Source organism: Marinimicrobium koreense, from assembly GCF_003762925.1.
Taxonomy (GTDB): domain Bacteria; phylum Pseudomonadota; class Gammaproteobacteria; order Pseudomonadales; family Cellvibrionaceae; genus Marinimicrobium; species Marinimicrobium koreense.
Window position 1 is genome coordinate 808988 of record NZ_RJUK01000001.1, and the last position, 14748, is coordinate 823735.

Sequence of the window (14748 nt, forward strand, 5' to 3'; positions counted from 1 at the left end):
ATCCGCCCTACGCGGGTTGATGAGCTATCCGTAGGGCGGATAAGGCCGAAGGCCGCATCCGCCATAATTAAGCCCCGATAAACACCATAAGCTTGCGTAGGGCGGATAAGCGAAGCGCATCCGCCGTTACCTAACATTCCGCATCCACCGTCGCCATACATTAAAACGACACAACCAATAAACAATAACAGGCCACCGAGGAGTTTCCGATGTTCGACAAACTCGCACAACGCCTGAACTTGAGTGCGATTCCGCAAATCTTCTTTATCTCCGTCGGCATTATCATTCTGTTTGTCGGCTTCGCGATTCCCTTCAATGAACCCTTTGCCCGCTTTTTTGACATGCTGGGCGGTTTTACCTTCACCAACTTTGGTTGGTTCTACGTCCTCAGCGTCAGCGGCTTGCTGTTGTTTCTGATCTGGGTGGCCAGCAGTCGCTATGGTCGGATCCGGTTGGGGCCGGACGGGGAGGGGCCCGAGTACGATACGTTGACCTGGTTCTGCATGTTATTCGCGGCCGGTATCGGTACCATTCTGATGTTCTGGGGCGTGGCTGAGCCGATGTCCCACTTCGCCAACCCGCCGCTTGAAGGTGTGGAAGGCGGCACCAAAGACGCCGCTCGCCTGGCGATGAATATCTCCCTTTACCATTACGGGCTGCATACCTGGACCATTTTCACACTGCCGGCTTTGGCGATAGGGTATTTCACCTATCGTCAGGGATTACCCATGCGCATCAGCAGCGTGTTCTATTCGGTGCTGGGGGATCGCATCTACGGCCCGCTCGGCTGGGCCATTGATATTGTCGCGTTGCTCGGCACGCTGTTTGGGGTCGCGGTGTCGGTCGGGCTGGGGACGCTACAGCTCAATACCGGGATGAATTATCTGTTCGGCCTGCCCAAAGGGCAGGTGGCGGAAATGGCCATTGTGGCTGCCATTACCCTGGTGGCTTCCGTGTCCGTGGCGCTGGGGCTCGATCGGGGCATCAAGCGGTTGTCGGAGTTCAACATCGTTGTGGCTCTGGTCATTCTGCTGTTCGTGGCGGTGGCGGGGCCGACCCTGTTTATTGTTTCCGGTACCGTGCAGAACATCGGCGCCTACCTGCACAATCTGCCCTGGCTGGCTTTCTGGACCGAAGCCTACAACGAGGGCAACTGGCAGCGGCAGTGGACGGTGTTCTATTTTGCCTGGACGATCTCCTGGGCGCCCTACGTGGGCATTTTTATTGCCCGGATTTCCAAGGGCCGCACCATCCGCCAGTTTGTGGCGGGCGCACTGGGGGCGCCGTTGCTGTTTACCATTGTCTGGTTTTCCGTGTTCGGCATGGCCGCCATCGATCTGGATCTGAACCACGGCACGGACATCGCCGGGCAGGTGCAGGCGGATGTGTCCGTGGCGCTGTTCAGTTTCCTCGAGCAGTTTCCGATCGCCACCCTGATCTCGACCCTGGCGGTGATTGTGATTGTGGTATTTCTGACCACCTCCGCCGATTCGGCGGCACTGGTGGTGGACCTGTTGTCGCGCAAGGACAGCCAACCTTCGCGCACCGCTCAGCGCGTGTTCTGGACCCTGCTCCTGGGGTTGGTTGCCGCAACGCTGTTGCTGGGGGGCGGACTGCAGGCGCTGCAGAATGTGATTACTGCGCTGGGCTTCCCGTTCTGTGTGCTACTGGTGTTCATGGCTTACTCATTGACCCGCGCCCTGCATGCGGACTATCTGGGGTATTCTATGGAGGAGCTCGCCGAAGGTAAGGCACCGGCGATGGGACCCATGGGTTCTCTGCCCAGTGATCGCAAAGGTCGAGGAGATGACGAGTGACTGAACATCGTGCCTACCGGGTTCACCAGCCCGGTGATGAAAACGCCCTGAGTCTGGAGCACACGCCCGTGCCCGAACCGCGTGCGGGGCAGGTGAGGGTACGCCACAAGGCCATCGGCCTGAACTTTATCGACATATACCACCGCACGGGCCTGTATCCCCTGGACCTGCCGACGGGGCTGGGGCTGGAGGCCGCCGGGGTGATCGAGGCTCTGGGTCCGGACGTCCATGGCTGGAAGAAGGGCGATCGGGTGGCCTATTGCAGCGGCCCGCCCGGGGCCTATGCGGACTCCCACGTCGTCGCGGCGGATCGGCTATTGGCCTTGCCGGATGGCGTCGAGTATGAGGTTGCCGCCGCCACCTTGCTCAAGGGCCTGACCGCGGCCTACCTGTTACACCAGACCCATCCCGTTCAAGCCGGGGAAACCCTGCTGTGGCACGCCGCCGCTGGTGGTGTCGGGCTGCTGGCCTGTCAGTGGGCATCGCATATGGGGGCTCGTGTTATTGGTACCGTCGGTTCTGATGCTAAAGCGAAGCTGGCGCTGGCGCGGGGCTGTGCGGAAGTAATTCGTTACCGCGAGGAATCCGTGGTGGATCGGGTTATGGCCCTGACAGACGGCAAGGGCGTGCCGGTGGTGTATGACTCGGTGGGCAAGGATACCTTTGATGTCTCTCTGGATTGCCTGGCCCGGCGCGGGCTGATGGTGAGCTTTGGCAACGCCTCCGGCGCCGTGCCGGAGTTCAGTCCCTTGCTACTGGCTCAGAAAGGTTCTCTTTTTATCACCCGACCCACGCTGGGGCATTACGCAACCACGCGGGAGGAGTTGGAGACTCTGGCCGGGCTCTGGTTTGAGGCGGTGCTGTCCGGTGCGGTCACGGTGGATATCAATCAGACCTACCGGCTGGACGAGGTGCCTCGGGCGCATCGCGAGCTGGCAAACCGGCAGACCACCGGGGCCAGTGTTATTATTCCGTAAAGCGGATTGGGTTGCGGCGGATGCGCGCTGCATCTTTACGTTGGGTAACGGCGGATGCGCTTCGCTTATCCGCCCTACGGAAACCACGGCAGTCCGCGTAGGGCGGATAAGGCCGAAGGCCGCATCCGCCGCAACCCAACTCGAACATCATCAACCATCAGGACCCCAACACCATGCCCAAAGGCTTCGGCACCAAACTGGTCATCGCCATTTCGTCCCGCGCGCTGTTCGACCTGGATGAGAGTCACCAGGTGTTCATCAACGAAGGCCTAGAAGCTTATGCCAACTATCAGATCGAGCGAGAGGACGAACCTCTGAAGCCGGGCGATGCCTTTCCCATGGTACAAAAGCTGCTCCACCTGAATGAAAGCCTCGAAGGCGACCCCCGGGTCGAAGTGATTCTGCTGTCCCGCAACAGCGCCGATACCGGCCTGCGGGTGTTCAACTCCATTGAGCATTACGGTCTCAATATCACCCGGGCCGCGTTCTGCAGTGGCAGCAGTCCGTACCGCTATATCTCCGCGTTCGGCTGCCACCTGTTCCTCTCCACCGATGGCGAAGACGTGCGTCAGGCGCTCAACCAGGGCGTGGCGGCCGCGACCCTGGTCGCCGCCAAGAACAAGTCCGAGCAAGAAGAGGAGCTGCGTTTTGCCTTTGACGGCGATGCGGTGCTGTTTTCCGATGAGGCGGAGCAGGTGTTCAAAAGCCAGGGCCTGAGTGCCTTCGCCGAGAGCGAGAAAGCCTCTGCTAAAACCCCCTTGAGTGGTGGACCGTTCAAGGCGTTCCTGTCCGCACTGCAGGGGTTACAGAGCGAGTTCACCGAGAGCCGCTGCCCTATCCGCACGGCCCTGGTGACGGCCCGTTCGGCGCCCGCCCACGAACGGGTCATCCGCACCCTGCGCGCCTGGAATGTGCGTATTGATGAGTCCCTGTTCCTTGGCGGACTGCCGAAAGGGGAGTTCCTGAAAGCCTACGGGGCTGATGTGTTTTTCGACGACCAACAGCAGCACATCGAGTCGGCCAGCGAACACGTTGCCAGTGGCCATGTCCCCCATGGCGTGGCCAATCAGGCCAAGGGTTGAGCGTCGGGTCGGCCGCACAATTGCAGGCGGCAGCGGGAGTCTATATAGTCTAAAGTTATAGCGAAGGGTTATTTTTTGATCAGAGGCTGGCAATTTGGCTTCTGAGGCTCTATTCTACAAAAGAATAATTACCGCAATTTTTATAACACCGTCCTTTTGTTAACACCGCGCTCTGGGTGCTCGAGTCGACGGGTGGGTTCAACGGTCTTTCGTGTCGGGGCGCACGGGACTGTCCGAAGGACGATCGGAGGACATTATGAAGCTGCAACAACTGCGTTATATCTGGGAAGTGGCGCACCACGACCTGAATGTGTCCGCGACCGCCCAGAGCCTGTACACCTCTCAGCCGGGCATCAGCAAGCAGATACGCCTGCTGGAAGACGAGCTGGGTGTGGAGATCTTCTCCCGCAGCGGCAAACACCTGACCCGCATTACCCCCGCCGGTGAGGCGATTCTGAAAACCGCCGGTGAGATTCTGCGCAAGGTCGACAGCATCAAGCAGGTGGCGCAGGAGTTCAGCAACGAGCGCAAGGGCAGTCTGTCCATTGCCACTACTCACACCCAGGCGCGCTATGCCTTGCCGCCGGTCATTCAGTCCTTCATTCAGCAGTATCCCGATGTGTCCCTGCACATGCATCAGGGAACACCCATGCAGATCTCCGAAATGGCCGCCGATGGCACGGTGGATTTTGCCATCGCCACCGAAGCCATGGAGCTGTTCAGTGATCTGGTGATGATGCCATGCTACCGCTGGAACCGCTGCATTGTGGTGCCGCGCGAGCATCCGCTGGCACAGGTTGAGCCGCTGACCCTAGAAGCGGTCGCCAAGTATCCCATCGTGACCTATGTGTTTGGATTCACCGGCCGCTCGAAGCTGGATGAAGCCTTTATGAACCGGGGACTGGCACCGAAGGTGGTGTTCACCGCGGCGGATGCGGATGTGATCAAGACCTATGTTCGCCTCGGGCTGGGCATCGGTATTGTGGCCAAGATGGCGGTGGATGAGCGCCTGGATTCAGATCTGGTGGCGCTGGATGCGAGCCATCTGTTCGAGAGCAGTGTGACCAAGATCGGCTTCCGCCGCGGGACTTTCCTGCGGGGCTTCATGTACGACTTCATCGAGCGTTTCGCGCCCCATCTGACCCGCAATGTGATCGACGAGGCCTACAACCGCCACTCCCGCGCGGAGTTGGAGGAGCTTTTTGCCCATATAGAGCTTCCCACTTATTAGTGAGTAAGTGGGTGAATCGAGTCCGGTTTGTGGTTGACGCCCTTCGGGCTCAAAGACGTCGGACCCGGAGTGCACCTTGGGTAACGGCGGATGCGCTTCGCTTATCCGCCCTACGCAACCTCCGTGCTATCCGTAGGGCGGATAAGGCCAAAGGCCGCATCCGCCGTAACCCAAGTCGCGGTCAGGAGGGCAAATAGCTCCTGGAACGTAATATTGGCACTGAGGGGCGCGGAGGGGATACCCTTTCAAGACCGTAAGCGGAGGGACTCCGCGCGTCGAGCCCCCAGGGATGGGTTCACGGCGTGTCTTGAAAGGGTATCCCCTCCACGGCCCGGACTTGATGCCTCACCTAATATCGATTTTTATCCTGTTACTCCCACCAAAAAACTATACAAAACCTCTTGCCTTGTACAATAAATCGGCGTACAACTTATACAAAGCCTAGCCACTTGTATAAGAGGTGCATCGATGGATACCCACGCAGACGTCAAAATTCCGGTTGGCATCAGTGAATGCCTGCTCGGCGAGCGGGTTCGCTTTGATGGCGGACACAAACGCAACCGCTTTCTGACCGACGTCATGAGCCGTTACTTCGACTATCGACCCGTCTGCCCCGAAGTGCTGATTGGCCTGGGCATTCCCCGCAAGCCCATCCGCCTGGTCGCCACCGACAAAGGCACCCGCGTGCGTGGTGTTCAGGACGACAGCCTCGATGTTACCGAGGCTCTGGCCGCCGAGGCCGACAAGGCGCTGGAACGTATGCCGGACATCTGCGGCTACGTGATGATGCAGAACTCCCCGAGCTGCGGCGCCTTCCGTATGAAACGCTACGGCGAAAACGGCTACCCGCTCGACAGCGAGGGGATCGGAGCCTATGCCGAACGTTTGATGGAATTGCACCCGCTGCTGCCGGTGGAAGAGGCTGGGCGCCTGACCGATGCCGGTCTGCGTGATAACTTCATCTCCCGGGTGTTCGCCTATCACGACTGGAAAACCTCCGTCGAGCCGGACCCCACGCCTGCCAAGTTGGTGGACTTCTACTCCCGGTACAAATACCAGGTAATGGCTCACCATGTGCCCAGCTACCAGTCCATCGGTCGGTTGGTGGCCCAGGCGGGAACGCGGGACATCCATGAACTGTGCAATGAGTTTCTGACCGCATTTATGGCCGCGCTGAGCCATAAAACCACGCGCAAGAGCAATACCAACACCATGCTGCACCTGCGTGGCTACCTGCGCGACCTGCTCGATGGCAATGAACAGCAGGAGCTGTCCGAGGTCATCGACGCCTATCACGCCGGTGATGTGCCGCTGGTGGTACCGCTGACGCTGCTCAAGCACTACCTGCGCAAGGTGGATAATCCCTACCTGCAAAAGCAGACCTTCTGGGCGCCGCATCCGGAAAAGCTGGGCCTTCGCAATGCCAACGTCTGAAGATCGGGAGTCGATGGTTTCCGAAGCGGTGCCCATCCGCAGGGTATCCGAGCTGACGGGCGTGAACAGCGTGACCCTGCGGGCCTGGGAGCGGCGCTATGGGCTGCTCAAACCGCTGCGCACCGCCAAGGGCCACCGACTGTATCGACCGGAGGATATTGCCCGGGTAGAGGCCATTCAGCGCTGGCTCGCCCGCGGCGTTGCGGTGAGTCAGGTCCGGGCGCTGCTGGATCAGGGCGCTGAGGCTACCGAGGTGGATCTGTCGCCAACCGATCCCTGGCAGCAACACCGCCAGGTGATGGCCCATGCGCTTGCCGCGCTGGACGTGCATGCTCTGCGAAAGCGGCTTGCCGCATTGACCGCCGAGTATCCGATGCCGGTTCTGGTGGATCACTGTATTGAACCGCTGCTGTCGCAGTGGCGATCCGATGTCGGTCAGGGACGGCCTCAGTATGGGGTAACGTCGCAACTGTTGTGCTTCGAATCCGTGCTGTATGACTACTTCGCCTCGGCACGCCATCGGCAGTCGGCGCCGAAGGGGGCACCGCGTCTGTTGCTGGTAGATAACGGACGCACCCCGGATTCCGTGCTGCCGATGATCTTCGCGTACAGTCTGGGCGTAAACAGGCTTCAGGTGGACTTCTTTGGCCCGGTGCCTCAGGCGGAGTGGTTGTACGCGGTGGACCAGCGGGGCGCGAATGCAGTGTTGCTCTACACCGACAGCGTTCCCGAACCAGGTTTGGAGGCCGCACACCGCGATCTGGAGCGGCAACTGGCGGTTCCGATCTGGTTGGCGGGCCGGCAGACGGCGCTGGTGGACAGCGCGCTACAGCCTCATTGCCTCGGACAATCCCATAGTGAAATTCTGGCGGCGCTGGAGGCACGGCTTCCCGTGCGGGTCGAAGGTCCTGATTTCTCTGATAACGGGTCCCCCGGCTCTGGAGCATCACGATAATGACAGACAAGCTGATCACTAAAGTCACTACCCTCTACGAGCGATTTGATCCCGCGCTGATTGGTGCTCTGGATCAGATTTACGATACCGACGTGGTGTTTGAAGACCCCCTGCATCGGGTAGAAGGCCTGGTTGCTCTGCGCCGCTACTTCTCCGGCATGGTGCATGGGCTTCAGGAATGCGGCTTTACCTTCAATCACATTCTCGAACAGCGAGGGCACGCCGATGAACCGGATCAGGCAGTCCTGCTGTGGACCATGCATTACCGCCATCCGAAGCTCAAAGGTGGTCAGCGATTGAGCCTTGAGGGGAGCAGTCATCTCCAGTTTCGGGAGCGAGTGGTGTACCACCGTGACTATTTCGATGCCGGCGCCATGCTGTATGAGCATATTCCGGTATTGGGGTACGTGATCGGTAAGCTCAAGGCGAGGTTAGGGTAATGGTGAGTTCGGAAAACCAACGTATTCTTGTCTGGCTGCGCAATGATATGCGTCTGCGCGACAATCCAGCACTCTATAACGCCGCTGAAGCAGGGGAGGGCGTGGTTGCTGTCTATGTGTTGTGCGAGGATTTTATCGAGCGGCACAGCACGGCGCCGTCACGGCTGGATTTTATTCGACGCCATTTACGTCAGATGCAAACCGATCTGGCCGAGCGGAACATCCCCCTGGTATTGCTTCGGGTTCGCCGGGCCGGTGAAATCCCCCATCAGTTGCTATCCCTGAGCCGTCGGGAAGGCTGCCATTCGCTGTATTTTAACGCGGAATATCCCCTCGATGAGCTGAACCGGGACCGCGCAGTGGCGGAGTATTTCCATGATCACGATCGCCATTACAAGCGGTTTCATGACCGGGTGATTCTGCCCCCGGGAAAAGTGCGTAACGGCCAGGGTGAGCCCTATCAGGTGTTTACCGCGTTCAAACGGCGCTGGATCCAGATGGCCCGTGAGCTGCCGATGGTGCCTCACGGCCTTCCGGCCGTGCAGCCGAAAGCCTTGGGACAGGTCAGCGACGCCGGGATGACCCTGGATAGTCTCTTCCGGGGGGTTCATCTCAAGGACCTCTCGGCACTTTGGCCTGCGGGCGAGGAGGAGGCGTTGAGCCGCCTCGCCGAGTTTGCAGACGGACCCATTCGGGACTATAAAAGCAAACGGGACCTGCCTGCGGAGGCCGCTACATCGACGCTGTCACCCTATCTGGCGGTGGGCAGCCTGTCGCCCCGCCAATGCCTGACCGCCGCGCTGAGTGCCAATGAAGGGCGCTGGGACGAGGGCAGTGAGGGCGTGACCACCTGGATCAGCGAGCTGGTCTGGCGGGACTTCTATCAGCATGTGACCGTGGATTTTCCGGTGGTGTGTAAACACAAGCCGCTCCAGGGCCACACCGACGCCTTCCCCTGGCGCGACGATGAAGAGGATTTCAACCGCTGGCGTCGCGGAGAAACCGGCATTCCCATCGTGGATGCGGCGATGCGACAGCTGCTCGACACCGGCTGGATGCACAATCGGCTCCGAATGATCGTGGCGATGTTTCTCACCAAGAATCTGCGCATTGACTGGCGTCTGGGTGAGCGCTGGTTCATGTCGCAGCTGATCGACGGCGACTTTGCGGCCAATAACGGCGGCTGGCAGTGGAGCGCGTCCACCGGGACCGATGCGGCGCCTTATTTCCGTATTTTCAATCCCGTGACCCAATCCGAGCGTTTTGATCCCGATGGCCGGTTTATCCGTAAATATGTTCCAGAGCTGGCAAGGGTTTCGACAAGACAGATACACCAGCCGCCACCGGTGCCGGGTTATCCCGCGCCGATGGTGGACCTGAAAGCCAGCCGCAAGGAGACCATTGCGTTGTTTCAGCAGCTCAATGGCTCATCGTCAAAGGGCTAGAGGAGTCGTTTATGAGCCAGTCCCAGTGGATATGGGTTACAGGTGCCTCGACCGGTATTGGTGAAGCACTGGCCCGTCGGTTATTGCAGAACGGCCACAACGTGGTGATCAGCGCCCGCTCCGCGGACAAACTGGAATCACTGGCCCGGGCGTTTCCCGAGCGATGCCACGCGCTTCCCGTCGATCTGACGGATCGAGAGGCACTGAGCCAGGTAAGCGATCGGTTGAAGACCATTACCCATCACCTTGATTCCGTCGTAATCAACGCCGGCACCTGCGAATACATCGACGTCAAGCATTTCGATGCCGCCCCTTTTGCCCCGGTGATGAACATCAATGTGGTCGGCTCGGCCAACACCGTCGAGCTGGCACTGCCGTTTCTGCGTAAATCACCCAACCGTGCCCAAGTGGTCGGGGTGGGGAGTATGGTCACGGTGCTGCCGCTGACCCGCAGCGAGGCCTATGGTGCTTCGAAGGCCGCCATGGAGTATTTCATGCACTCTCTGCGTGTCGACCTGGCACCCGAGGGCATTGATGTGACGCTGGTTCGCCCCGGTTTTGTCAAAACCCCGCTCACCGACCGCAATGACTTTGAGATGCCGTTTCTGGTGGAAGCCGAAACGGCGGCAGAGCACATTGCCCGCGGTATGGCCCGTCGTCAGCGGATCGTGCAATTTCCCTGGCAGTTGGTGTGGACCATGCGTCTTATCAGCTGGTTACCCCTGGGCTGGAAAACAGCTCTTTTGAAAAAGATGGTGAAAGATTGAGCGACACAAATAGAACAAACGCTATGAAAGAAACGGGCTACGAAACAAAACAGATTGCGATTGTCGGCTCCGGTATCAGCGGATTGACGGCGGGGCACCTGCTGGCCAAGCGTCACCGGGTCACGGTGTTTGAAGCCGGTGAGAGCATTGGCGGCCACACGGCCACCAAGCGCGTCAATGTGGCTGGACAAGATTACGATGTGGACACCGGTTTTATCGTTTTTAACGACCGTACTTATCCGAATTTCATCAAGCTGATGTCCCGACTGGGCGTTCCCAGTCAATTGACCGAAATGGGTTTTGGCGTTACTCAGCCGGGGAGTCATCACGAGTACAGCGGCAGTGGCGTCCGTGGTCTGTTCGCTCAGAAGCGCAACCTGTTTCGACCGGCGCACTGGCGGATGCTTCGGGAGATTCTGCGCTTCAATCGAGCCTGCACTCAGGCCCATGAGCAAGACCGGGTCGACCCGCAGATGACTCTGGGGGAGTACCTGGAACAGGAGCGCTATAGCCGGTTTTTCCGGGAACACTATATTCTGCCTATGGTTTCTGCGATCTGGTCCTCGGGCCTGTCCGGCGCGGCAGAGATGCCACTGATCTTCTTTATCCGGTTTTTCCACAACCACGGGCTGCTGACTGTCACCCAGCAGCCCCAGTGGTACACGGTCAAAGGCGGCTCCCACAGTTACCTGCCTCCACTGACCCGCGAATTCGCTGACAGCATTTATACCGGTTGTCCGGTTCGCCGCGTGGAGCGAACAGAGCAGGGCGTGCGCCTGACCACAGACCGCTTTGGTGAGCAGGCTTTTGATGAAGTCATTTTTGCCTGTCACAGCGATCAGGCGCTAAAGCTTTTGGTGGATCCGACCGACCGAGAATATGACATTCTGTCGGCCATTCCCTACCAAGACAACGACGTTGTCTTGCACACTGATGCCAGCATTCTGCCCAAGGCGCGGGGCGCCTGGGCCAGTTGGAATTACCGGCTCAGCCCCGGTCGGGACAATGAAGCGGTGTTGACCTACAACATGAACATGCTTCAACGGCTCGAGTGTCCGGAAACCATTTGTGTGAGTGTCAATGCCACGGAATGGCTCGATGAGCACAAAATCCTCGGACGCTATCGCTACAGTCACCCGGTATTCAACCGGGAAAGTATTGCAGCCCAGGCGCGCTGGAGTGACATCAGTGGTGTCAATCACACCCATTACTGCGGTGCTTATTGGCGCAACGGTTTTCACGAGGACGGTGTGGTATCGGGCCTGCGCGTCGCCAAAGCGCTGGGAGAGTCCTTCTGATGCACAGTGCGATCTATCAAGGCTGGGTGCGCCATCGCCGCTTTGTGCCTCGCGGGCATGAATTCCGGTATCGCTCGACCCTGTTTTACCTGGATCTGGATGAGTTGCCTCGGCTGTTTGAGGGGCTGTGGTTCTGGGGCCTTAATCGTCGCCGGTTAGGCTGGTTTCGGCGGGAGGATTACCTCCATCCCCAGAAAACGGACCTGAAAGACGCCGTGCGCGAGGAAGTGACTCGCCAGACGGGCCAGTGTCCGTCGGGTCCGATCCGGTTGTTGACCAACCTTCGCCAATGGGGGCTGTGTTTCAACCCGGTCAGTTTTTATTACTGCTTCGAACCTGACGCCGAGAAGCCCAGTGTCATCTTGGCCCAGGTGAACAATACGCCCTGGAATGAACGACATTGTTACGTGATTCCCTGCAACCCGAATACCGGCAAGAGTCGATTGGGGTTCAGGAAAGCGTTCCACGTATCGCCGTTCAATCCGATTGACATGGAATACCGGTGGATCAGCACGGCGCCGGACGAATCCCTACTGGTCCATATGGAAAACTGGCGCGAGGGCGCCTGTCATATGGATGCAACGCTCAGCCTCGAGCGGCAGGCATGGGAACCATCGCGCCTGAATCGCATTTTGTGGCAGCAGCCCTGGCTGACGATCAAGGTGCCTCTGGCCATTTATTGGCAGGCACTCAAACTCTGGTTAAAGCGGGTGCCTCCCTATGGGCATCAGACGGCCCCGGCTTCTGAACGATCCACCACCCAAATTACGCTGGCACCCAGGAGGTAGTTGTGACGCATTCCAACCCCAGCATCGCACGTTTTAAAGGTCATCGTCTGGCCAAACCGCGCTGGAACCAGGCGCTGGCCAAACGTTTGATTCTCAAAACGCTCTCCGCCATGGAGGAGGGCTGCCTTCGGCTGCACGATGGCGACGAGTGCCACGAGTTCGGTCAGCCGGCCGACCAGGCGGTGTTGGTGGCGGATCTGCATGTGCACGATCCCATGGCCTACGCCGAAGTGGCCTTTGGAGGTTCAGTGGGTGCCGGAGAAGCCTATATGAGCGGCTACTGGTCGACCCCGAACCTGACCCAGGTCACGCGCATTTTTGTCCGCAATATGCACGCGCTGGACAAGATGGACGCCAGCCAGTCTATGTTCGGAAAAGGGCTGCTTCGACTGTTCAGCTGGATGAATCGAAACTCGAAAGAGGGCGCCCGACGCAATATCGCCGCGCACTACGATCTGGGTAATGATTTTTTCCGACTCTTTCTCGACCCGAGCATGATGTATTCCTCGGCCATCTACCCGCGTGCCGAGTCCACCCTGGCGGAGGCTGCCGAGTACAAACTGCAGCGGATCTGCGAGAAGCTGGAACTTGGGCCCGATGACCACTTGTTGGAAATCGGCACCGGCTGGGGTGGTATGGCGATCTACGCCGCCCGGCATTACGGTTGCCGGGTGACGACCACCACCATCTCTCGTGCCCAGTGGGAGCATGCCCAGGCGCAAGTGAAAGAAGCGGGGCTTGAAGATCGGATAACACTGCTGTTCAAGGACTACCGGGACCTGACCGGCGAGTACACCAAACTGGTGTCGGTGGAAATGATCGAGGCGGTAGGGCATGAACACTTCCGGGAATATTTTGAGCGCTGCTCCCGTCTGTTGACCAGCGATGGGCTAATGTTGATTCAGGCCATCACCATTGCCGATCAGCGCTACGAGCACGCCCGCAAACACGTGGACTTTATCCAGCGGTATATTTTCCCCGGCGGCTCGCTGCCTTCGGTCGCATTGATGAGCGACCTGACGCGCCGCTTTACCGATCTGAACCTGCTGCATCTGGAAGATATCGGCCAACACTACGCGCGCACCCTGAGAGATTGGCGGCTCGCCTTTGAGGCGCAGCTCGACCGAGTGCGGGCAATGAAATTCGACGAGCGCTTTATCCGGATGTGGGAATACTATCTGTGCTATTGCGAGGGGGGCTTTATCGAGCGCAGCATCGGAACCGCACAGCTGTTGATGGCCAAGCCCAAGTATCGTCCGGAGCCGGTCTGACGTGGAACTCAAACGGCACTACTGGTGGATCAACGCGGTCATTTCACAAATCGGCTGGTTTGTGTGCGTACTGCTGGGCAATGTACCGGGCGTGGCATTCACGTTTCTGTTTGTCGTGCTGCACTTCCGGTTCGCGCCGGTGCACCCGCGGGACTGGCTGGCCGTCTGTGTCGCGCTGCCCATGGGTGTTGCGCACGACAACCTGCTCGGCTACTTCGGGGTGTTGGATTACAGCGCTGAGTCCGCCTCTGGATTGGCGCCGGGCTGGTTGACCTGTCTCTGGGTGATCATGGCACTGACTCTGCATCATCCTCTGAAGGCGTTGTACGAACGTCCCTGGTTGATCGGCGTGGTTGGCGCGGTGGGTGGCCCCATGGCGTATCTGGGGGGCGTTCGTCTGTCCGGTGTGGAGTGGGGCCTGCCGGTCACTCAGGGTTTCCTGATCATGATGGCCATCTGGGTCTGGTTGTTGCCGCTGCATCGGTGGCTGGTGTTACGAGGAGAACGGTTATGTGGAAAAGTCTGATATCAGGTGTGGCGGCAAGCCTGCTTCTGCTGCCGACGGCTCAGGCACTGGCCGAAGAGAGCGAGTACGAGATCATTGGCGCGGCCTATCATGCCGACAAGATAGAGCAGTTGCTGTACGAAGAGCGGTATACGCCGGTAAATGACAGCGGCAAAGGCGAAGTGCATTACGTGGACCCGGACGGAGAACGCATTGCCGAGAAAACCCTCGATTACTCCCACGGTGAAACCAGCCCGTCATTTGAGCTTCGGGATTTGCGCCAGGATCTGCACTGGAGTGCGCGCTGGAGTGATGATGAGGAGCAGATCCGCTTGACGCGAGGTTCCCGGGAAGAACCGGAAAGTGAATCGGTAGAGGTCAAAAGCCGGCAGGTGATCGACGCCGGTTTCGATCCATTCATTCAGAGTCATTGGGATCGTCTGATGGACGGGGAGCGGGTGACCTTCCACTTCGCCTTTCCCAACCGACTGACCAACGTCCGGCTGCGCGCCGAGCGCATTGAAGCCGACGACTCGCCCATTCAAAAACAGGAAGAGGGCTGGGTGTATTTCCGTATCCGGGTGAACAGCGCTGTGCTGTCACTGTTCGCGGATAATCTGTACCTGGCATATGATCCTGAGGACACACGCCTGATGGTCTTTCGCGGTCGTTCCAATATTCCGGACGCCGATGGAGAGGGACGGGATGTAGAGATTCACTATCGGTACCCCTGAGGTG

General features: G+C 59.1%; 14 protein-coding genes. All 14 read left to right on the top strand.

Going from position 1 to position 14748, the window contains the following annotated elements; translation table 11 throughout:
- The first annotated feature begins 209 nt into the window (after positions 1 to 209).
- The 14 genes from EDC38_RS03470 (at position 210) to EDC38_RS03535 (ending at position 14744) form a co-directional block, all read left to right on the top strand.
- Complete coding sequence (locus EDC38_RS03470) at positions 210 to 1817, top strand: BCCT family transporter (RefSeq protein WP_123637337.1); 1608 nt, start codon at positions 210 to 212, stop codon at positions 1815 to 1817.
- On the top strand, positions 1814 to 2794 hold the full coding sequence (locus EDC38_RS03475; protein WP_123637338.1) for a quinone oxidoreductase family protein: 981 nt from the start codon (positions 1814 to 1816) through the stop codon (positions 2792 to 2794). Before EDC38_RS03470 ends, EDC38_RS03475 begins: the two co-directional genes overlap by 4 nt.
- Before the next feature lie 173 nt (positions 2795 to 2967).
- Positions 2968 to 3876: a 5'-nucleotidase gene (locus tag EDC38_RS03480; protein ID WP_024460124.1), complete on the top strand. Its 909-nt coding sequence runs from the start codon at positions 2968 to 2970 to the stop codon at positions 3874 to 3876.
- A gap of 256 nt (positions 3877 to 4132) precedes the next feature.
- Positions 4133 to 5107, top strand: coding sequence for an HTH-type transcriptional regulator CysB (gene cysB / locus EDC38_RS03485; RefSeq protein WP_024460125.1), 975 nt, complete (start codon positions 4133 to 4135; stop codon positions 5105 to 5107).
- Positions 5108 to 5575: 468 nt separating this feature from the next.
- Positions 5576 to 6541, top strand: coding sequence for a YbgA family protein (locus EDC38_RS03490; RefSeq protein WP_024460126.1), 966 nt, complete (start codon positions 5576 to 5578; stop codon positions 6539 to 6541).
- Complete coding sequence (locus EDC38_RS03495) at positions 6528 to 7496, top strand: MerR family transcriptional regulator (RefSeq protein WP_211331035.1); 969 nt, start codon at positions 6528 to 6530, stop codon at positions 7494 to 7496. Before EDC38_RS03490 ends, EDC38_RS03495 begins: the two co-directional genes overlap by 14 nt.
- Positions 7496 to 7936 (top strand): nuclear transport factor 2 family protein, encoded by a 441-nt coding sequence (locus EDC38_RS03500; protein ID WP_024460128.1) that lies wholly within the window; start codon positions 7496 to 7498, stop codon positions 7934 to 7936. The genes EDC38_RS03495 and EDC38_RS03500 overlap by 1 nt, the downstream gene beginning before the upstream one ends.
- Positions 7936 to 9381 (top strand): cryptochrome/photolyase family protein, encoded by a 1446-nt coding sequence (locus tag EDC38_RS03505; RefSeq protein WP_123637339.1) that lies wholly within the window; start codon positions 7936 to 7938, stop codon positions 9379 to 9381. The genes EDC38_RS03500 and EDC38_RS03505 overlap by 1 nt, the downstream gene beginning before the upstream one ends.
- Before the next feature lie 11 nt (positions 9382 to 9392).
- Positions 9393 to 10148, top strand: coding sequence for an SDR family NAD(P)-dependent oxidoreductase (locus EDC38_RS03510; protein ID WP_024460130.1), 756 nt, complete (start codon positions 9393 to 9395; stop codon positions 10146 to 10148).
- A gap of 23 nt (positions 10149 to 10171) precedes the next feature.
- On the top strand, positions 10172 to 11446 hold the full coding sequence (locus tag EDC38_RS03515; protein WP_123637340.1) for an NAD(P)/FAD-dependent oxidoreductase: 1275 nt from the start codon (positions 10172 to 10174) through the stop codon (positions 11444 to 11446).
- On the top strand, positions 11446 to 12234 hold the full coding sequence (locus EDC38_RS03520; protein ID WP_123637341.1) for a DUF1365 domain-containing protein: 789 nt from the start codon (positions 11446 to 11448) through the stop codon (positions 12232 to 12234). The genes EDC38_RS03515 and EDC38_RS03520 overlap by 1 nt, the downstream gene beginning before the upstream one ends.
- 2 nt (positions 12235 to 12236) lie before the next feature.
- Positions 12237 to 13505, top strand: coding sequence for an SAM-dependent methyltransferase (locus tag EDC38_RS03525; RefSeq protein ID WP_024460133.1), 1269 nt, complete (start codon positions 12237 to 12239; stop codon positions 13503 to 13505).
- A 1-nt stretch (position 13506) separates the two neighbouring features.
- Positions 13507 to 14031 (top strand): DUF2878 domain-containing protein, encoded by a 525-nt coding sequence (locus EDC38_RS03530; protein ID WP_024460134.1) that lies wholly within the window; start codon positions 13507 to 13509, stop codon positions 14029 to 14031.
- Positions 14016 to 14744 (top strand): hypothetical protein, encoded by a 729-nt coding sequence (locus tag EDC38_RS03535; RefSeq protein ID WP_123637342.1) that lies wholly within the window; start codon positions 14016 to 14018, stop codon positions 14742 to 14744. Before EDC38_RS03530 ends, EDC38_RS03535 begins: the two co-directional genes overlap by 16 nt.
- The last annotated feature ends 4 nt before the right edge of the window (positions 14745 to 14748 follow it).

Bases quoted from the DNA above. Each gene is read 5' to 3' on its own strand.
- EDC38_RS03470 (WP_123637337.1), top strand. From the start codon at position 210: ATGTTCGACAAACTCGCACAACGCCTGAACTTGAGTGCGATTCCGCAA.
- EDC38_RS03480 (WP_024460124.1), top strand. From the start codon at position 2,968: ATGCCCAAAGGCTTCGGCACCAAACTGGTCATCGCCATTTCGTCCCGC.
- cysB (WP_024460125.1), top strand. From the start codon at position 4,133: ATGAAGCTGCAACAACTGCGTTATATCTGGGAAGTGGCGCACCACGAC.
- EDC38_RS03490 (WP_024460126.1), top strand. From the start codon at position 5,576: ATGGATACCCACGCAGACGTCAAAATTCCGGTTGGCATCAGTGAATGC.
- EDC38_RS03495 (WP_211331035.1), top strand. From the start codon at position 6,528: ATGCCAACGTCTGAAGATCGGGAGTCGATGGTTTCCGAAGCGGTGCCC.
- EDC38_RS03500 (WP_024460128.1), top strand. From the start codon at position 7,496: ATGACAGACAAGCTGATCACTAAAGTCACTACCCTCTACGAGCGATTT.
- EDC38_RS03505 (WP_123637339.1), top strand. From the start codon at position 7,936: ATGGTGAGTTCGGAAAACCAACGTATTCTTGTCTGGCTGCGCAATGAT.
- EDC38_RS03510 (WP_024460130.1), top strand. From the start codon at position 9,393: ATGAGCCAGTCCCAGTGGATATGGGTTACAGGTGCCTCGACCGGTATT.
- EDC38_RS03515 (WP_123637340.1), top strand. From the start codon at position 10,172: ATGAAAGAAACGGGCTACGAAACAAAACAGATTGCGATTGTCGGCTCC.
- EDC38_RS03520 (WP_123637341.1), top strand. From the start codon at position 11,446: ATGCACAGTGCGATCTATCAAGGCTGGGTGCGCCATCGCCGCTTTGTG.
- EDC38_RS03535 (WP_123637342.1), top strand. From the start codon at position 14,016: ATGTGGAAAAGTCTGATATCAGGTGTGGCGGCAAGCCTGCTTCTGCTG.